12 protein-coding genes and 3 pseudogenes are annotated in these 17,577 nt (G+C 73.5%); 7 read left to right on the top strand and 8 right to left on the bottom strand.

All coding sequences use genetic code 11. The features are described from left to right. Positions 1 to 6: 6 nt before the first annotated feature. Entirely contained in the window at positions 7 to 1,302 is a 1,296-nt protein-coding gene (locus ACIOC0_RS30070) for a hypothetical protein (protein ID WP_402158886.1), read from the bottom strand. 400 nt (positions 1,303 to 1,702) lie between these two features. On the opposite strand from ACIOC0_RS30070, the gene ACIOC0_RS30065 reads away from it, so the two are divergent. After that, the gene (locus tag ACIOC0_RS30065) at positions 1,703 to 2,362 is read left to right on the top strand and encodes an HAD family hydrolase (protein WP_402158885.1); all 660 of its coding nucleotides are present in this window, start codon (positions 1,703 to 1,705) and stop codon (positions 2,360 to 2,362) included. Between the two features lie 981 nt (positions 2,363 to 3,343). Here the strand turns inward: ACIOC0_RS30065 and ACIOC0_RS30060 are convergent. After that, on the bottom strand, positions 3,344 to 5,161 hold the full coding sequence (locus tag ACIOC0_RS30060; RefSeq protein ID WP_402158884.1) for a glycoside hydrolase family 15 protein: 1,818 nt from the start codon (positions 5,159 to 5,161) through the stop codon (positions 3,344 to 3,346). A 258-nt stretch (positions 5,162 to 5,419) separates the two neighbouring features. On the opposite strand from ACIOC0_RS30060, the gene ACIOC0_RS30055 reads away from it, so the two are divergent. The 3 genes and pseudogenes from ACIOC0_RS30055 to ACIOC0_RS30045 all read left to right on the top strand — a co-directional run bounded on the left by ACIOC0_RS30055 (position 5,420) and on the right by ACIOC0_RS30045 (position 6,645). Further along, entirely contained in the window at positions 5,420 to 5,590 is a 171-nt protein-coding gene (locus ACIOC0_RS30055) for a hypothetical protein (RefSeq protein WP_402158883.1), read from the top strand. Further along, positions 5,554 to 5,823 (top strand): annotated as a pseudogene (locus ACIOC0_RS30050) (DUF389 domain-containing protein); the annotation flags it as partial. The gene ACIOC0_RS30055 and the pseudogene ACIOC0_RS30050, both read left to right, overlap by 37 nt. Positions 5,824 to 6,141: 318 nt before the next feature. Then, a complete protein-coding gene (locus ACIOC0_RS30045) occupies positions 6,142 to 6,645 on the top strand; it encodes a roadblock/LC7 domain-containing protein (protein WP_402158882.1) in 504 nt (167 codons plus the stop codon). Positions 6,646 to 6,724: 79 nt separating this feature from the next. Here the strand turns inward: ACIOC0_RS30045 and ACIOC0_RS30040 are convergent, their stop codons facing one another. Next, positions 6,725 to 7,261 (bottom strand): hypothetical protein, encoded by a 537-nt coding sequence (locus tag ACIOC0_RS30040; RefSeq protein ID WP_402158881.1) that lies wholly within the window; start codon positions 7,259 to 7,261, stop codon positions 6,725 to 6,727. A gap of 243 nt (positions 7,262 to 7,504) precedes the next feature. On the opposite strand from ACIOC0_RS30040, the pseudogene ACIOC0_RS30035 reads away from it, so the two are divergent. Both ACIOC0_RS30035 and ACIOC0_RS30030 read left to right on the top strand, forming a co-directional pair. Continuing rightward, positions 7,505 to 7,827 (top strand): annotated as a pseudogene (locus tag ACIOC0_RS30035) (protein kinase); the annotation flags it as partial. A 332-nt stretch (positions 7,828 to 8,159) separates the two neighbouring features. Further along, positions 8,160 to 8,312, top strand: a pseudogene (locus tag ACIOC0_RS30030) (serine/threonine protein kinase); the annotation flags it as partial. 126 nt (positions 8,313 to 8,438) lie between these two features. Here the strand turns inward: ACIOC0_RS30030 and ACIOC0_RS30025 are convergent. From ACIOC0_RS30025 to ACIOC0_RS30015, 3 genes are all read right to left on the bottom strand, one after another. Further along, positions 8,439 to 9,803, bottom strand: a complete 1,365-nt coding sequence (locus ACIOC0_RS30025; RefSeq protein ID WP_402158880.1) for an FAD-dependent oxidoreductase — start codon at positions 9,801 to 9,803, stop codon at positions 8,439 to 8,441. 113 nt (positions 9,804 to 9,916) lie between these two features. Continuing rightward, complete coding sequence (locus ACIOC0_RS30020; protein WP_402158879.1) at positions 9,917 to 12,610, bottom strand: SpoIIE family protein phosphatase; 2,694 nt, start codon at positions 12,608 to 12,610, stop codon at positions 9,917 to 9,919. A 258-nt stretch (positions 12,611 to 12,868) separates the two neighbouring features. Beyond that, the gene (locus ACIOC0_RS30015) at positions 12,869 to 15,430 is read right to left on the bottom strand and encodes a SpoIIE family protein phosphatase (RefSeq protein WP_402158878.1); all 2,562 of its coding nucleotides are present in this window, start codon (positions 15,428 to 15,430) and stop codon (positions 12,869 to 12,871) included. Positions 15,431 to 15,565: 135 nt separating this feature from the next. Here ACIOC0_RS30015 and ACIOC0_RS30010 point away from each other — a divergent pair, with 135 nt between their 5' ends. Further along, positions 15,566 to 16,411, top strand: coding sequence for a DUF72 domain-containing protein (locus tag ACIOC0_RS30010; RefSeq protein ID WP_402158877.1), 846 nt, complete (start codon positions 15,566 to 15,568; stop codon positions 16,409 to 16,411). 71 nt (positions 16,412 to 16,482) lie between these two features. Here the strand turns inward: ACIOC0_RS30010 and ACIOC0_RS30005 are convergent, their stop codons facing one another. Beyond that, positions 16,483 to 17,175: a lipoprotein gene (locus tag ACIOC0_RS30005; RefSeq protein WP_402158876.1), complete on the bottom strand. Its 693-nt coding sequence runs from the start codon at positions 17,173 to 17,175 to the stop codon at positions 16,483 to 16,485. Between the two features lie 60 nt (positions 17,176 to 17,235). Further along, complete coding sequence (locus tag ACIOC0_RS30000) at positions 17,236 to 17,562, bottom strand: deoxyxylulose-5-phosphate synthase (protein ID WP_402158875.1); 327 nt, start codon at positions 17,560 to 17,562, stop codon at positions 17,236 to 17,238. Between the last annotated feature and the right edge of the window lie 15 nt (positions 17,563 to 17,577).

Below are 17,577 nucleotides of genomic sequence, written 5' to 3'. Positions count from 1 at the left end.
CAGGCCCTAGCGGTCGGCCGCCTGCTGCTCCGCCGGGGCGTCCTTCGAGGGCGTGAGCTCCGGCGCATGCCCCCTCGCGCTCTCGTGCACGCCGTTCTGCACGCCCCCCTCCGAAGGCTCCCGCGGAGTCTGCGAGGTAGCTTCCGGCGCGGGGCCGGCCTCATCGTCGAGCCCCTCCTGCCCCGTGGGCGTGGGCCTGGGGGCGGGCAGGGGGCGCAGGCTCATGGCCGTCACCTTGAGCCGCTCCAGCGTCCGGCCCAGCTGCTGGAACGGCGACCCGGTCGCCCTGGCCTGCGGCTGGGGGCGCTCGCCGGCCGCGGCCGCGTCCCGGTAGGCGGCGAGCGCCTCGTGGGCGTGCTCGGCGGCCTCCCGGTACAGGTCCCGGGACCGCGTCATCGCCTCCAGCGCCTCGGAGTACATCGCCACCAGCTGCCGCTCCCGCGCCAGCTCCTCCTCCAGGGTCAGCAGCTGCCACTGCTCCCGCAGCACGGTCAGCGCGGCCTCGCCGCCGTCCGGCAGCGGCCGGGGCAGATCGACGAACCTCCCTATGGCGTCGAGGAGTTCGGCGGGATGGGTGCCGTCCAGAAACATGTTGCGCACCGAGTATTCCGCGCCGTCGTAGCCGTCCGGGGCGGGGGAGCCCGGCAGTACCACGGCGCCGCCGCGCGGCAGCTCCACGCCGGCGTCGCGCAGCGCCCAGTTCACGGTGCGCAGCTGGTGGGGCGCGGCACGGTGCTCGACCACGCGGTGGTGCAGGCCCGGCGGCAGGAGCGGCACCAGGGTGCGGCGGCCGCGCTCGTCGGGGGTCATGGCCTCGTGCACCAGGACGTGAACGGTCCAGGTGTCGCGCAGGGCGCCGCGCAGTGTGCGCTTGACGTCCTTGTCGTCGTCCGGGAGCGGGTTGATGTCCAGGTAGCGCTGGCCCGTGACCGTCTCCTGGCCCCACGGGGTGTCGGCCTCCCACGGCCAGAACATCTCTGCGGGCGACGGCCACCATAGGTCCCAGGGCCGCTCCGCCTCCGCGACCAGCGTCCACTCCTGCCCGCGCCCCGACCATTCCGCGAGCGTCAGCCGGGCGCGGACGGTCACGTCGCCGGGCACCACCCAGCGGGCCTCGAAGGCTAGCTCCCCGGCGGGGGCGTCGGCCCCGGACAGCTCATGGAAGTCCAGGACCGTACCGTCGTCCTTGAGGGACTGAAGGTTCTTGCGGAGGACGTCCGGCGCGGTCGGTCCGGTGTGACGGCCGCGGGCGAGCCACACCGTCGAGGGAGTCGGTGGCGGGACGGGCGGGGAGGTGAGCATGAGTCCATTCGGAGGGCGGGGTGACGACGTACGGCTGCCAGTATCGTCGTCGACGGCGGGTGGGCGATCAAGCGGGGTCCACGGCATGCCGCCGGGGCCCGCTGAGGGTGCGCCTTCCCCACCGGGCGGCGCGTCACGCGCCCCGGTGGAAGCACCGGGGCGCGCCGGGTGCACGACGCGTGCGCTCCCTCACACAGCGCGCTCCCTCAAGAGCGGCGCCCCTCGGGGTGTGCGCCCCTCACACGGGGTGTGAGGGATTCACCACTCCGCCCCCGGGCGCACCCATGGCCCCGGCCACCCCCCACCCCGGAGAATCGACCCCGGCGAACAGGGCTCGCCCACCATCCGCGTCGGGGCGAGCCCTGTTCCTCCGAGCAGGCCCTCGGCTAACTTGACGATCATGATGCGGAGCCCCGTCGAACTGGTGATCTTCGACTGCGACGGTGTGCTCGTCGACAGTGAGCGGATCTGCGTCAAGGTCGACGCGGTGGTCATGGCCGACCTGGGGTGCGCGTTCACCGAGGCGGAGATCGTCGAGCGGTTCGTGGGATCGTCCACCGAGGTGTACACCGCGGCAGTGGAGGAACGGCTCGGCCGCCGGCTGGAGAAGGGCTGGGAGCGGCGGTACGAGCATCTGTACGAGGAGGCCATCGAGGCCGAGCTCACCGCCGTGGACGGCGTGGCAGACGCCCTGGAACGTCTCGCCACAGGCGTGTGCGTGGCGTCGAACGGCGGACACGCCGGCATCCGGCGCAGTCTGACGCTCACCGGTCTGCTCCACCACTTCGAGGACCGCGTCTTCAGCGCGGCCGACGTGCGTCGGGGCAAGCCCGCCCCCGACCTCTTCCGGCACGCCGCCCGCACCCTCGGCGTACGCCCCGAGCGATGCGCGGTCGTCGAGGACAGCGCGTACGGGGTGCGGGCGGCGCGGGCCGCCGGGATGCGGGCCTTCGGATACTGCGGCGGCCTCACCCCGGCCTCACGACTCGAAGGGCCGGACACCGTCGTGTTCGACGACATGCGCGACCTGCCCGAACTGCTGGCGGTCGCCGCAGGGTGAGCCGGGCGCCGGTTCGAGGCGTCTGCCCCCTTGGCCCACTCCCGTCCCTCCGCCTCCGGGATCGCGGCACCGCTGAGGCGAGGACGGCCGAGGCGACGGCGAAGCCGGTGCCGGACGTGTACGTCTCGGCGTACCGGGGACAACTCCACGCTCGCCGTCGTCGTCCAACAAGAGCGCCTCCGCGGTCAGCCAGCGCTTCACCCTGGCCAAATGGCCAACGGCACCAGGCCGGTGTCGCGTCCTGGCTCACCGACGCGAGCCGGAACGACGCACCCCAGGCCGCGACCGCCGTCTCGAAGAACGGCTTCACCGCCACCCTCCCCGGTCACAGGATGACGACGTTCGTGATCCGCTGACCCGCCCCGATGGCCGATCCGGACGAACAGCAGGTCCCCGCCGCGCACTTGGACTCCCTGGGCGCTCTCGGCCGCGCCCAGGTCGTCGGCCGTCACATGCTCTCCCGGTTCGAGCCACGGCACTCCGCGCAGCCGCGGGGACGTCCAGCAGCACGCCGCGTCCGACGATCCCGTCGTGAACCGTGTCGATCGAGAGCGCGTCCGCGCCGTCCGCGGTGACGGTGTCCGCGCTCACGCCGCCGTGCAGTGTGCCGTCGTGGACGACGGCACAACGCGTCGACATGGCTGTCGGCGTCCTCGTGCACGTTCATCGCGAAGCGGTCCCCGGCGAAGTGGGGGCCGCTCGCGTCCTCGCCGTGCCGCCGCGGCCACGCGCTCATCCGGTGCTTCGCGGGCTCCGGATCGTCGGGACCGGACTCGGTCTGCACCGGCGCGGCCGTCGTGACCGTCCGGCCGGTGCGCACACCTCGCGGCCGGCGGCCGGCGCCCGGGCGGGGGTGAGCGCCGCCAGAGCACCCCGCTCACCCCCGGCCCAGTCGGCGCGGGCGGCCAGTCGCCGGTACAGCACGTCGAACTCGGCTGCGGACAGGCGGGGTTGTTCCGTCGGGGCTCGCGTCGCCATGGGTCAGCGCCCGTCCACCGCGTCGAGCGCCTTGTCGAGGGTGATGGCGGCCTTGATGAGGGAGAGATGGGTGAACGCCTGCGGGAAATTGCCCAGTTGCTCACCGGACGGCCCGATCTCCTCGGCGAACAGGCCGACATGGTTGGCGTAGGTCTGCATCTTCTCGAAGGTGTAGCGGGCCTGGTTCAGCCGTCCGGCCCGTGCCAGCGCGTCGACGTAGAGGAAGGTGCACAGGCTGAACGTGCCCTCGGAGCCGCGCAGTCCGTCCGGTGACGCGGCCGGGTCGTAGCGGTAGACGAGGCTGTCGGAGACGAGTTTGCGGTCCATCGCGTCGAGCGTGGAGAGCCAGGTCTTGTCCAGGGGGGCGATGAACCCGACGCTCGGCATGAGGAGCAGCGATGCGTCCAGGACGTCGTCGTCGTAGTGCTGGACGAAGGCGCGTTCCGTTTCACTCCAACCGCGTTCCATGACCTGGTCGAAGACGGTGTCCCTCGCGGCCCGCCACCGGTCCACGTTCGCGGGCCTGCGGGACATGTCGGCCAGCCGCAGTCCGTGGTCGAAGGCGACCCACGACATCACCCGGCTGTAGGTGAAGTCCTTGCGGCCGCCGCGGGTCTCCCAGATGCCCTCGTCCGGCCGGTCCCAGGCGTCGGCGAGCCAGTCCAGCACGTTGGCGACCGTGCGCCATCCCTCCGCGGTGGCCTGCTGCGCCAACTCCTTGCTCTGGGCCACCGCGTAGAGGGCCTCGCCGTAGATGTCCAGCTGGAGCTGGTCGGCGGCGCCGTTGCCGATGCGGACGGGCGCGGAGCCGCGGTAGCCCTGGAAGTGGTCGAGCGTCTCCTCCGGCAGGTCGGGGTTGCCGTCGATCCGGTACATCGTCTGCAGCGGCTCCTCCTTGCCCTCGCGCTCGCGCAGCCGGTCCACCAGCCAGTGGACGAAGGCGATGGCCTCGTCGGCGAAGCCGAGGTCCAGCATGGCCCGCACCGACAGCGCCCCGTCGCGGATCCAGGTGTACCGGTAGTCCCAGTTGCGCTCCCCGCCGACCTGTTCGGGCAGGCCCATGGTGGCGGCCGCGACCAGCGCGCCGGTGGGGGCGTAGGTGAGGAGCTTGAGGGTGATGGCCGAGCGGTGGACCAGCTCGGGCCACCGTCCCCGGTAGCGGGACTGGCGCAGCCACTCGCGCCAGAACTGCGCGACTCGCGTGAAGTGTCCGGTCAGTCCGTCGACCGTGACGGCCTCGGGCGCCTCGCCGCCGGGGGCGCAGACGGTGAACACGGCGCCGCCGGATTCGCCGGCGCTCAGTGTCACCCGGCCCCGCACGTCCTGGCCGTCGCGCTCCAGCGGGAAGGTGCACTGCAGGTGGCCGTCGATGCCGCCGGAGCGGAACACCGCTTCTCCGTCGCGCAGTTCGAGCTTGTGCTCGGCCCGGCCGTAGTCGAAGCGCGGCCGGCATTCGAGGGTGAACTCGACGGTCCCTCTCACCACACGGACCAGACGGACCAGGGTGTGCCGGTCGGTGGCCGTGCCGCTCTCGCTCAGGGGCATGAAGTCGAGCACCTCTCCCACGCCGTCCGGGGAGAGGAACCGGGTGACCAGGACCGCGGTGTCGGGATAATAGAGCTGCTTGCAGGTGCCCTCGGGGTGTTCGGGGGCCAGCCGGAGGTACCCGCCGCGGTCGTGGTCGAGCAGGGCCGCGAAGACGCTGGGCGAGTCGAACCGGGGAGCGGCGAACCAGTCGACGACGCCCTGCGACGAAACGAGCGCGGCGGTCTGCAAGTCGCCCACCAGGCCGTGGTCGGCGATCGGAGGATAGCGGTCCATGGATGCTCCGGAACTTGTGGGGAGCCCCCTGCCTCCACTATCGGGCACCCCTGTCACGCCTGCCACATCGAACGCGCGAGGCACTCGCGGCGGGCTGCGGTGTCCGGCGCGTGCCGCTCGGTTCGCCGGGGCCGCCCGGGCGGGGGTTACTGGCTGTGGCCGGCCCGGCCGGGCCGGGGGGAGGGGCCGGACAGGTGCACGCGTACGCGCCGAGGCGTCTCGGCCGCCGTCGGCCACAGCAGGGAGATCGCGCACGCGGTGATCCACCTCCGGCTGGTGAGCACCCCTGATCTCGCGCCCCGGGCGGTCGGTCTGCTGAGCGGCGATCCGTTCGTGTTCGACCTGGTGGTCCGCCCCGCCTCGGTCCGCCGTCCCGACGGCGACGCGATCGAGCGGTCCTGGCCGGCGTCGTCGGCATCATGTCGCTGACCCAGGTCAGGTCGAGCGCGCTGCTCGGCGTCTTCATCTCGGTCACGACCATCCCCGCCGCCGCCGACATCGGCGTGTCCTGCGCCTTCTCGTCCTGGAGCGACGCGCGCGGAACCCTCGCCCAACTCCTGCTCGACATCTTTCTGTCGATCGTGACAGGCGTGCTGACGCTCAGGTTCCGGCGAGTGGTCTGGCGGCGCATCGGCCGACGCGGAGCACGCGCCTACGCGTGAGGGCGCCTACGCGTGAGCGCGCCTACGCGAGAACGGGCCGAGCGCCCGGAATCGAGCCCCCGCCGGCCGTTGTGACCGGTGGCCCGCTCCCGCCTGACCTGCGAAGAGGACTTCCAGAAAGCCGAGTTGAGGGTCGGCTGGGCCGTGCCGTGTGGTTTTTCCGGAGGAAAATGCCAAAGGCGTCACCCGCGAACCGTACTTTCCGTAACCTCGGGATCACGCTCTCGGTACGGCTGTGCTGTGCGGTCTCGTGGCGCGGTGTGCCGTCGGGGCGGTGGCTGTCGTGGTCGTCGGCAACGCGCCGGAAGGAGACTGGTCATGGCCGTCGAGGCCGAGGTCCTGAACGAACTGAACCGGCTGCGCGCGCGTATGCCCCAGCTGACGGGGGCGCTGGCGGCCAGCGTCGACGGCCTCGTCCTCGCCCAGGACATGCCGGGCGTCCAGCCCGAGAGCCTCGCGGCCCTCACCGCGGCGGCGCTCGGCGTCGGGTACCGGATGGTGGACCTCACGGCTCGCGGCGAGTTCTGCGAACTCCTGGTGCGCGGGGCGGGCGGCTACGTCGCCACGTACGCGGCCGGCCCCTCCGCCGTGCTGACCCTGCTCGCCGACGACCGCGCCAACGTCGGCCGCCTGCACCTGGAGGGCCGGCGCAGCGGGGCCCACATCGCCGGGCTGATGGCGTCCCGGCTCGCGCCCGGCCGTCTCGCCCCGCCGCTGGATCCCCCCGCGGTCACCCCGTTACGGGCCCTGGGCGCGTTACCGGTGCGCATCCCGCGTCAGTTCCGCGTCCAACGAGGGCCGGAGCACGGCGGAACGGCCTGAAGGGAACTGAATCCACCAAGGGTTCGGACTCCACCACGACTCCGCCCGGCCCGCTCACCCTCACGCCGTCAGGACTCGGTCAGGACTCGCGGCCCCTGCGCCGGGTGGCGCCCCGCCGCCTGGCGGGAGGCCGCTCCAGGCCGGCGCCGGACGTCGGCCCCGCCGCCGGCGCGCTGAAACCGCCCGGCACCAGACGCGGCGGCGCGGCCGTGTCGGAGTCGGACACCGCCGGCTGTTCGGCCGGCGCCCGCCGTCCGGGCCCCGTGGCCGTCTCCTGGCGCGGCGGCGCCGCCCGGCCGAGCACACGCGTGTGCGTCATCAACGGGGCGCACGCCGAGCACACTTCGCTGAGCGTCCACACCTGGCCCACCGCCGGGTTGTGCCGCAACACCAGCACCACCGACCCCGCGCACGCGACCCGCACGCCCTCGTGCAGCGCGCACCGCTCGTGGCGGCACCAGCAGGCGGCGTCGTGGCGCACCGCCGCCGCCTTCGCGTGCGCGGCGGCGTGGGCCTCGGCGAATCGGCGCAGGGCGGTGAGATCGCGGGAGCGCGGCGGCATCGAGCACGCCGACGAGCAGGTGACCGACGCGGTGCGGTCCCGGTGCCCGACCACGCGGATCGTCCAGGAACGCCCGGGACGGCGGGCTGACGGGGCTTCAGGATGCATGAGAGCCAAGACCACATGTCCTTCGTGGGAGGCGAGCAGACGGGAAGGGGAGGCACCCGGGATGGTTCCGGCACGGTCCGCCGGGAATGACCCCGTTCACAGCATGCCCGTGCCCCGGCATACCATTCGCGCCCTGCTCCCTCTGGCCGACGCGCCCGTCCACACGGCATACCCCTAAAGCTCCCCCCTATGAGCACGGGGGGTTACGACAGACGGGTGGTCGACGGCCGGTTCGAGCTGGTCGAGCGGCTCGGCGGGGGATATGGGCGTGGTCTGGCGCGCCCGCGACCTGGCGTTGCACCGCGACGTGGCGGTGAAGGAGGTACGGCCCCCGGATCCTGCGCCGGCAGCGCACGACCCCGAGGGGGCGCGTGTCCTGCGTGAGCGCGTCCTGCGGGAGGCTCGCGCGCTGGCGCGCGTCCGTCATCCCAACGTCGTGACGATCCACCACATCGTCGACGGCGGCGAGGGAACCCATCCGTGGCTCGTGATGGAGCTGGTGACGGGCGCGGCCGCCGCCTCGGAGCCGCGCGACGCGGTCGGCCCCGCCGCGCCGGGGGACGAGTCCGTCCCGGCGGCATCCCCGTCGACCTGGCCGTGTTCGACCGGAACGCCGTGGCCGCGCTGCTCGCCGGCGCCGGCCGGACACTGCACGTGCCCCAGCGGTGCGCAGGCCGCCGGCGGTGAGGAGGTGCACGTCGTCGTCGGTCGCGTCGGCCTTGGTCGCGCCGGACGTCGGCTTTCAGACAGGCGCTGCCGTAGTCGTCCGAGAAGTAGACGTTGACCGTGGGGTCGGAGCCGAAGACGGTGGATCCCGGGTCGACCAGCAGGTAGCGGTTGACCGGAGGGCGGTCCGGCGGCCGACCTGTGGTCGCTGGCCATGCTGCTCTACGTCGCCGTCGAGGGCCACCATCCGCTGCGCCGCGCGAGCACCCTGGCCACGCTGGCCGCCGTACCCGGCGAGGACGTGCCGGCCCCGCGCCGCGCCGGCCCCCTGACTGTCGCCGTCTGCACGGCAAGGTCATCGAGACCCACCCGAGGGAGGACGGCGGCGGCTGAGGCGCACGGAGAAGGGGTCCGGAGGCGAGTGCCTCCGGACCCCTTCTGCTTCACGCGTACGGACTCACGCGCCGCTCTCCCGCAGCATGTCCTCACGCTCGACGATCTTCACGCGCTCGCGACCCTGAGGCTCGCCCAGCGCCTTCTCGGCGGCGTCCAGCTTGTACCAGCCCTCCCAGGTGGTGAAGCGGACGCCACGCTCGGCGAGGAACGCGTCCACGGCCTCAGGCTCGGGCGAGCCGGGGATCTGCAGACGGTCGCCCGCGAAGTCGGCCAGCAGGTTCGACACCGTCTCGTTGGCGTCGCCCTTGGTGTGGCCGATCAGGCCGACCGGACCGCGCCGGATCCAGCCGGTGACGTACACCGACTGCAGGTGCGCGCCGCTCTCCTCGATGACGCGGCCGCCCTCGTCCGGGACCGTGCCCGAGTCGAGGTCCCAGGGCAGCTTGGGCAGCTTCTCGGAGAGGTAGCCGACCGCGCGGTAGACCGCGCCGACGTTCCAGTCCTTGAACTCGCCGGTGCCCTTGACGTTGCCGGTGCCGTCCAGGACGGTGCGCTCGGTGCGCAGGCCGACGACCTTGCCGTACTCGCCGAGGATCTCCGTGGGCGACTCGAAGAAGTGCAGGAACAGCTTGTGCGGGCGCTCGCCGACGTCGCGGATCGCCCAGTTCTCCAGCGTCTTGGCGACCATGTCGGCCTGCTTGTTGCCGCGCCGGGTCTGGATCGAGCCCTCGTCGTAGTCGATGTCCTCCGGGTCGACGATGACCTCGATGTTGGGGGAGTGGTCAAGCTCCCGCAGCTCCATCGGGGAGAACTTCGCCTGCGCCGGGCCGCGGCGGCCGAAGACGTGGATCTCCAGCGCCTTGTTGGCCTTCAGGCCCTCGTAGACGTTGGCCGGGATCTCGGTGGGCAGCAGTTCGTCCGCCGTCTTGGCCAGGACGCGGGCCACGTCGAGCGCGACGTTGCCGACGCCGAGGACGGCGACCTTCTCCGCCTCCAGCGGCCAGGTGCGCGGCACGTCCGGGTGGCCGTCGTACCAGGAGACGAAGTCGGCCGCGCCGTAGGAGCCGTCCAGGTCGACGCCCGGGATCGGCAGGTCGCGGTCGGCCATCGCGCCGGTGGAGAAGATCACGGCGTCGTAGAACGCGCGCAGATCGTCCAGATTGACGTCCGTGCCGTAGTCGACGTTGCCGAAGAGTCGGATCTGCGGCTTGTCGAGCACCTGGTGCAGGGCGGTGATGATGCCCTTGATCCGGGGGTGGTCCGGGGCCACGCCGTAACGGATCAGTCCGAACGGGGCCGGCATCCGCTCGAAGAGGTCGATGGACACACCGGGCTCGGCGGCCACATCGGACTTGAGCAGCGCGTCGGCGGCGTAGATCCCGGCGGGGCCGGCTCCGACGATGGCTACCCGCAGGGGGCGGGGCATGATCAGGTTCCCTTCGAGCGGCGACAGATCGACTCGGGGGAAGCCTAAACTGAGGCAAACCTTACTCGGTACGGGGGTCCGGTCTATGGACTCATAAGCATCATTTATGACCTTCAGGGGAGCGGCTGCTCCGCCCAGATCACCTTGCCCTCGGGGGTGTAGCGCGTGCCCCAGCGGTCGGTGAGCTGTGCGACCAGGAACAGACCCCGGCCCCCCTCGTCCGTCATCGCCGCGTACCGAAGATGCGGCGAGGTGTTGCTGGTGTCGGAGACCTCGCAGATCAGCGTACGGTCCCGCAGCAGGCGTACCCGGACCGGACCGCCGCCGTAGCGGATCGCGTTGGTGACCAGCTCGCTCAGGATCAGCTCCGTCGTGAACGACAGTTCCTCCAGCTCCCACCGCGCCAGTTGCCGCGCCACCGCCGCCCGCACCTCGCCCACCGCCGCGGGGTCCATCGGGACCTCCCACTCGGCGACCCGGTCCTCGCCCAGCGCCCGGGTCCTGGCGACGATCAGCGCGATGTCGTCGTTCGGGCGGGCCGGCAGCAGCGACTCGAGGACCGCCTGGCAGGTCTCCTCCGGGGAGCCGTCGGCCCGCTCCAGCGCGGTGCGCAGCCGCTCCAGACCCGTGTCGATGTCCTGCCCCCGGTCCTCCACCAGCCCGTCGGTGTACAGCACCAGCCGGCTGCCCTCCGCCAGCTCCAGCTCGGCCGTCTCGAACGGCAGCCCGCCCAGCCCGAGCGGCAGACCGGCCGGCACGTCCGGGTACTCCACCCGGCCGTCCGGATGCACCAGCGCCGGCGGCGGATGCCCGGCGCGGGCCACGGAACACCGCCGCGACACCGGGTCGTAGATGGCGTACAGGCAGGTCGCCCCGGTGACCGGGGCGGCGCCGCCGTCCGTCGTCTCGTCCTGGTCGATCCGCGCCACCAGCTCGTCCAGCAGCCCGAGCAGCTCCTCCGGAGCGAGGTCCAGGGAGGAGAAGTTGTGCACGGCGGTGCGCAACCGGCCCATGGTGGCCGCCGCGTGCAGCCCGTGCCCGACGACGTCCCCCACGACGAGCGCCACCCGCGCGCCGGACAGCGGCAGCACGTCGAACCAGTCGCCGCCCACGCCGGCCTGCGCCGGCAGGTAGCGGTACGCGATGTCCAGCGCGCCCTGCTCGGGCAGGCTGCGCGGCAGCAGACTGCGCTGCAGGGTGACCGCCATGCCGTGCTCCCGGGTGAAGCGGCGCGCGTTGTCGATGGACACGGCCGCGCGCGCCACCAGCTCCTCCGCGAGGACGACCTCCTCCGGGTCGAACGGCGCGGGCCGCTCCGACCGCCAGAAGCTGACCACGCCCAGCAACAGCGACCCCGCCCGCACCGGCACCGTGATCAGCGAGTGGATGCCGAACTCCACGACCTGCTCGGTCCGCTCCAGGTCCTGCGCCCGCCAGCCCGGCGCCCTGGTGAGCCGCGCTTCCAGCACGGCCCGCCCGGAGAGCAGGGCGCGTGCCTGCGGTGCGCTGTCGACGAACCGGATCCGCTCACCCACCGCGTACAGCGGAGCGCCCTTGCGGACCGCGCTTATCGCCGTGCGCCGCAGCGTGGCCCGCGCGTCCGGCTCCTGGCCCTCCAGCACGGCGTCGAAGAGGTCCACCGTCGCGAAGTCGGCGAACCGCGGCACGGCCAGCTCCGCCAGTTCCTCCGCCGTGCGGGACACGTCCAGGCTGGTCCCGACGGTCACCCCGGCCGCGTACAGCAGGTCCAGGCGCTCACGGGTCGCCTCGGCCCGGCCCGACAGGGCGCGCAGCTCCGTGGAGTCGCGCAGCGTGGCGACACTGCCGGCCGGACCGCCCGCCACGTGGGTGGGCCGCTGGTTGATCGCCAGCAGCCGGTCGCCGACCAGGCGCACCTCGTCGGTGACCGTCCGCCCGGAGGCGAGCAGCGCGGCCATGTCCGCGTCCAGGCCCAGGGCGAGGACGCTGCGGCGCTCGGCGTCCGGCGGCAGGTTCAGCAGGCGGTGCGCCTCGTCGTTGGCGAGCAGCAGATCGCCCTCGCCGCCGACGATGATGACCCCTTCCCGTACGGCGTGCAGGACCGCGTCGTGATGCTCGTACATGCGGGTCATCTCCCGCGGGCCCAGACCGTGGGTCTGCCGCAGCAGCCGGCGGCTGACCAGCGCGGTGCCGCCCATGGCCAGGGCGAGGGCGACGCCGGCGGTGGTCAGCACCAGGGGCAGCTGGCGGTCGGCGTTGCCGCCGACGCGGGCCGTGGTGATGCCGGCGGACACCAGGCCCACGACCTTGCCGTCCGGACCCTTCACCGGCACCACCGCCTGCACGAGCCGGCCGATCGTCCCCTCGATCTCCTCGACGATGGTGCCGCCCTCCTGCGCCGCTTTCAGCGACCCCACGAACTTCTTGCCGATGCGGTCCGGCTTGGGGTGCGTGTAGCGGGTGCCGTCGGTGCTCATCACGACGATGAAGTCGACGTCCGCCGCCTCGCGCGCCGCCTCGGCGCGCGGCTGCAGAAGGAGTGTGGGACGGGGACTGCGCAACGCCGCGACGATCCCCGGTGAGTTGGCGAAGGTCTGGGCGACGGCGAGCGAGCGGTTGCGGGCCTCCTGCGTGGTGTCGTGCCGTGCCTGGAGCACCAGCGCGACCACCGCCGCGACGACGAGCAGCAGGACGACGACCACCTGCAGGACGAACACCTGCGCGGCGAGACTGCGCCGCCCGAGCGCGGTCTCCGGCGTGCGCCGCCCCTTCGGGTCCCGGGGACGACGGGCCGGCCGGGCATCCGATCGCCCCAGGAGTCGGACCATGTGCCATGTCTACACTGCCCGGCCGAATGAGGCGAGGGGCGTTACGCAGCGTGAAGGACTGTGGCGTGCCCGGCCGTCCCGCGCGGCCAGGCGGGCCAGGGGCGGTTTGCGCGGGTGGGTGCGGGTTGCGCGGGCGGCGAGGTGTGTACGGCGCCGGGTGGTCGTGGCCGCCTTGTGCGGATGACGGCGATCATGTGCGGGTCCGACGGGGTTTGCGCGGGGTGCCGGCGGGGTGGTTCGCGCGCTGGTGTGGGGTGGTCAGGTGCGGTGCGTCGGGAGGCGGGTGGCCAGGAGGAGAGCTATGTCGTCGGGGCGGTCGGGGGTTCGGCGTGGGGCCGCGGTGAGGCGGTCGGCCACCTCGGCCAGGGGGCGGCCGGGCGCGCCGGCGGCGGAGAGGGCCGAGCGCAGATCTGTCACCCCCTCGTCGATGTCCTGGCCGGGGCGCTCCACCAGCCCGTCCGTGTACAGGGCGAGGATCGCGCCGGGATCCAGGCGCAGTTCCGTCACCGGGTAGTGCGCGCGCGGATCCACCCCGAGGACGACCCCGCCCCGCAGGTCCACCACCTCCGTGCGGCCGTCGGCGTGGCGCAGCAACGGCAGCGGGTGCCCTGCGCGGACCGCCCGCGCCAGACCGGTGACGGGGTCGAGACGGACGTAGCAGCAACTGGCGAACTGGCCGGGATCGAGGTCGATGAGGAGCAGGTTGGTGCCGCCCATGACCTCCTCCGGCGGCCGGTCCCCCAACGCGAACGCCCGCACGGCGCTGCGCAGTTGGCCCATGGTGGCCGCCGCCTGCACCCCGTGGCCCTGTACGTCCCCGATGACCAGGGCGAGCCCGTCGCCCGCCTCCACGACGTCGTACCAGTCCCCGCCCACCTCCATGCCCTCCGTGCCGGCCAGATAGCGGCCCGCGGTCTCCACGCGCGCGTGCTGCGACAGCCGCCGGGGGAGCAGCACCTGCTGGAGGCCGCGAGCGAGGGCGGCCTCGGTGTCGTAGCGCTGGGCCTTCTCCATCGCGTGCGCGATGAGACCGGCCAACGCGGTCAGGACCGTGCGCTCCTCGGAGCCGAAGCTGCGGGGGCCGTCGAAGCCGAGGATGCACGAGCCGACCGGGCGGCCCGAGGCGATCAGCGGCAGGAACGCGCGGGCGCCGACCTCCGCGTCCAGCGGGATGCCCGGGTAGGCGTCGGCCAGTTGCCCCATCGAGTCGAAGAACAGCGGCCGCCCGGTGGTCAGCGTCTCCACGCCGGGCAGTCGCGCGTCCAGGCCCACGCCCTCGAACGGCGCGAGGAACCCCTCGGGGAAGCCGGTCTCCCACGCCAGGTACAGATGCCGTTCCTGGAGCAGGTAGATGGCCAGCCGGCGACCGCCGAACGCGGGCAGCAGCTCCTGCACGACCACCGCCGACACCTGCCGGGCCGTCACCGCCTCGGTCAGCGCGATGGCCAGCACGATCGGGCGGTACGCCGGCGCCGTCGACGCGGCCGAGTCCGGCGCCGGGACGTCGGCCTCGGCGTCGGGCGCCGCGCCGTTGACCCCTTGGGCCGCCGCTTCGGTCACCCCTGTGGGCGCGGGCCGCCGTGGGTCGTGCGGGACGCGGCTGGCCGGGACGGCGGTGCAGGTCAGCAGGTCCGGTCCCGGGTAGACGGCCATGCTCAGCCAGTCGCCCTCGTACGGCCGTGGACCGGACCGCGCGCCGGCGTCGCCGGCCTCCGCGGGAGGAGGCGGCCGGCGGATGTGGAAGTGCACCGCCTCCGGCGACAGCAGCGCACCGCGCAGATGCTCCTCGCAGGCCGGCCGGCCCAGCCAGGGCACGGCGTCCCACAGGGACCGGCCCAGCATCCGGGCCCGCTCCACGCCCAGCAGGTGCGCGGCGCGCGCGTTGGCGTAGACGACCAGCCCGAGCCGGTCCAGGCAGAACACCCCCTCGGGCAGCAGGTCGGCCGCTCCGTCGGCGAGCGAGCCGGGAGCCGGGTCGATGAGGACGCCGCTGACCGGCGTGGGTGCGTTCGACGGGGGCGCCCACAGCTGAAGCAGCCGCACGCCCCCGTCGGCGGTGCGAACCTGGACCGGCCGGGGCGGTGGCCTGCCCTGCGCGGCCTCGCGCAACAGCCCCGGCAGCCGGTGGGCGTCCATCGGGTCCACGGCACGGGACAGGGCGCTCAGGGTGTCCGGCGGCCGGTCCGGCGCGAGACCCAGAAGGACGCGCGCACACTCGTCGGTGGTGACGGAGTCGCCCACGGGGTCCCATGCGAGGCGTCCCACCCGCCCCGGCGCCGGGCCGGCGGCCGGCGGGCGCACGCACAGCGGCTCGTCGTCCCAGGTCACGGCGCTGCCCTCGGCCAGCGACCGCAGCAGTGCCGCCGCCAGGGAGTCGGCCACCCGGGCGAGCCGCTCACGCTGCTCCTGGATCTCCCCGGCGTCGGAGGCCGCGGGCCGCAGGACGGTCATCACCCCGAAGGCGTGGCCCTCCGCCACGACCGGCACGTTGAGCGTCCCGAACTGGAACGGCAGTCCCGCCGCGAACTGCGGGTACCGGCGCATCGCCTCGGTGGCGTTGGCCAGCACCACCGGCGTGCCCAGCCGGTGCGCGTCGCCCACCGGGAACGGCCGCTCCAGGTGCACCCGCCACCACGGGCGGAACAACGGCCCGGGCAGCCCGGAGAGGACCGCCAGCCGCAGCATGTGCGGGCTGCGGGAACACAGGTACACGCCCGCGGCGTACCCCTGCGCGGCACACAGGGCCTCCGCCGTGACCCCGGCCAGCAACGCGGCCGACGGCCCGGGCGGCTCCCGCTCGTCCCCGGCGCTCGCAGTCATCGCCACCTCGTCCCTGCGCCGCCCCGCGGGCGACACAGCAAGAATGCGCCACACCGACGGCGGCGCGCATCCCGGTGCGCGGCCGGCGCCCGAAGCCGTCCGTCTGCGCGCCGCCGGCCGGGGTAACCGCCCGCCATGGGTGAGATATTGATCGGCTCCTGCTCCTGGACGGACCGCGCGCTGGTCGGCAGCGGCTGGTACCCGACCGGGCGACGGGACGCGGAGGGGCGGATACGGCACTACGCGGAGCGCTTCCCGGTCGTCGAGGTGGACTCCACGTACTACGCCCTGCCCTCCGAGCGCACCAGCCGCCTGTGGACGGAGCGCACCCCCGACGGGTTCGTGTTCGACGTGAAGGCCTTCTCCCTGCTCACCGGTCACCCCACCCGGTCCGCCGTCCTGCCCGCCGGGCTGCCCGGCGACACGCGCGACCCGGGGACGCTGGACGAGGTGTGGCGGCGGTTCACCGACGGCATCCGGCCGCTGCGGGAGGCGGGGCGGCTCGGCGCCGTCCTGTTCCAGTTCCCGCCCTGGCTGCGGCCCGGCGTCCGGGCCCGCGAGGTCCTCGCCCAGTGCGCCGAGCGCACGGCGGGCTGGCCGGTCAGCGTCGAGTTCCGGCACCCGGACTGGTGGCGCGGCGAGCGGGAGGCCGAGACGGCCGAGCTGCTGCGCTCGTACGGGTTCGCCGCCGTCGCCGTCGACATGGAGCCGTCGCTGCCCTCGGCGATCCCGCCCGTCACCCCCGTCACCTCCGGCCGGTTGTCGGTCGTGAGGTTCCACGGCCGCAGCAGGGCCTGGGGGACGGGCAGCAAGGAGGACCGTTTCCGGCACGAGTACACCGACGACGAGCTGCGCGAGTGGGTGCCGAGGGTGCGGGCGCTGGCCGCGCGGGCCGAACGGGTGCACGCGCTGTTCAACAACTGCTGCGCCGACGCGGCCGTACGGGCGGCCACACGGATGCGGGAGCTGCTCGGCCGCTGAGGGGGCGGCCGCGGCGGCCGGTGCCCTCACGGACATCGCCGCCGCGGCCCCGGCCGCGGTCGGTCGCTCCGTCAGGCCGTCTTCTTCAGCGTCCTCTTGGCGAGTTCGAACGCCGGGAGCATCGCCTCGTGCTCCCCGGTGTCCAGACCGCCGAGGTGCAGGACGACCGGGCCGTCGGGCGTGGTCACGGCGAGGGCCCGCTCCTTCTTGGACTCCTCCATGATCTTGTTGTAGGTGAGGAAATCGACCTCAGCGCCGGTCAGTCCGCTCGCCTTGAACGCGCTGTACCTGGCCTTGCCGGAGCCCGGCTCGGCGGCGACGAACTGCTCCAGCACGGTGCGCGCGTCGGCGCCGCCCGGCTTGCCGGTCCAGACCCGCATGTAGCCGATGTTCCCGGCGGGCTTGGCGTCGATCTCGCAGGCCATGGTGACGGGCCCCTGGTGCAGGAGTGCGTCGGCGAGTTCGTCGGCCAGCGCGTTGCCCGTGTCGCCCTTCTGGTCGGCGGCGGCGACGGCCTTCGCCTTCCACGCCTTCGCCGTGTCGAAGGTGACGGGCAGTTCACAGGCGGAACCGTCCGCGCCCACGCTGCCACCGCTCGCCGCCGCGGCCGGCCCCGCAGCCGGCGACTTCGCCGCAGCGGAGGCCCCGGCGGACACCTCGCTCCCGGCCGAGCCCTTCCCCTCCTCGCCGCATCCCGTCGTCAACCCCGTCAGCACGGCGACCACTGCCAGCCCCCGCAACCCGTTCCCCACCCCGAAGCGCACCGCTGTTCTCCTCTCGATACCGGCGGAGCACTGTATCCGAGGGGGGATCCGGTACGGGGGTCACACGTCGTAGCGCAGCAGCGCGCGGGCGATCGGCATGCCGGTGCGGTGGGCGTACGCGGTGCGTTCCTTGACCTCGCGGAGGCTGCGCGGCCGCCAACCGGGGCCGCCGCAGCAGCTCTTGTGGAACCCGATGCCCGCGTTGAGCACGACGGACAGCGCCCGCCAGGCGTCCTTGTCCCGCCGTCGGGGCGGGGCGAACGCCGAGCCCGCGTGGATCATCACGCGGGCGCAGCGCGGACAGCGCCGCTCACGCTCGAGGCCGTACTGCTGTTTGTACGAGGCGCGGCACGGCAGGCACACGTACGCGGTCTTCGCTTGGGGCATGGCGGCAGGGTAGAC

Origin of the sequence: Streptomyces sp. NPDC088254 (assembly GCF_044740925.1) — a bacterium.
GTDB lineage: Bacteria > Actinomycetota > Actinomycetes > Streptomycetales > Streptomycetaceae > Streptomyces.
Note: the sequence above shows the minus strand (reverse complement) of the source record. Positions and strands in the feature narration are given on the sequence as shown.

Excerpts from the sequence above, each read along its gene's own strand:
- ACIOC0_RS30070 (WP_402158886.1), bottom strand. The coding sequence starts at position 1,302 with ATGCTCACCTCCCCGCCCGTCCCGCCACCGACTCCCTCGACGGTGTGG.
- ACIOC0_RS30065 (WP_402158885.1), top strand. The coding sequence starts at position 1,703 with ATGATGCGGAGCCCCGTCGAACTGGTGATCTTCGACTGCGACGGTGTG.
- ACIOC0_RS30060 (WP_402158884.1), bottom strand. The coding sequence starts at position 5,161 with ATGGACCGCTATCCTCCGATCGCCGACCACGGCCTGGTGGGCGACTTG.
- ACIOC0_RS30045 (WP_402158882.1), top strand. The coding sequence starts at position 6,142 with ATGGCCGTCGAGGCCGAGGTCCTGAACGAACTGAACCGGCTGCGCGCG.
- ACIOC0_RS30025 (WP_402158880.1), bottom strand. The coding sequence starts at position 9,803 with ATGCCCCGCCCCCTGCGGGTAGCCATCGTCGGAGCCGGCCCCGCCGGG.
- ACIOC0_RS30020 (WP_402158879.1), bottom strand. The coding sequence starts at position 12,610 with ATGGTCCGACTCCTGGGGCGATCGGATGCCCGGCCGGCCCGTCGTCCC.
- ACIOC0_RS30015 (WP_402158878.1), bottom strand. The coding sequence starts at position 15,430 with ATGACTGCGAGCGCCGGGGACGAGCGGGAGCCGCCCGGGCCGTCGGCC.
- ACIOC0_RS30010 (WP_402158877.1), top strand. The coding sequence starts at position 15,566 with ATGGGTGAGATATTGATCGGCTCCTGCTCCTGGACGGACCGCGCGCTG.
- ACIOC0_RS30000 (WP_402158875.1), bottom strand. The coding sequence starts at position 17,562 with ATGCCCCAAGCGAAGACCGCGTACGTGTGCCTGCCGTGCCGCGCCTCG.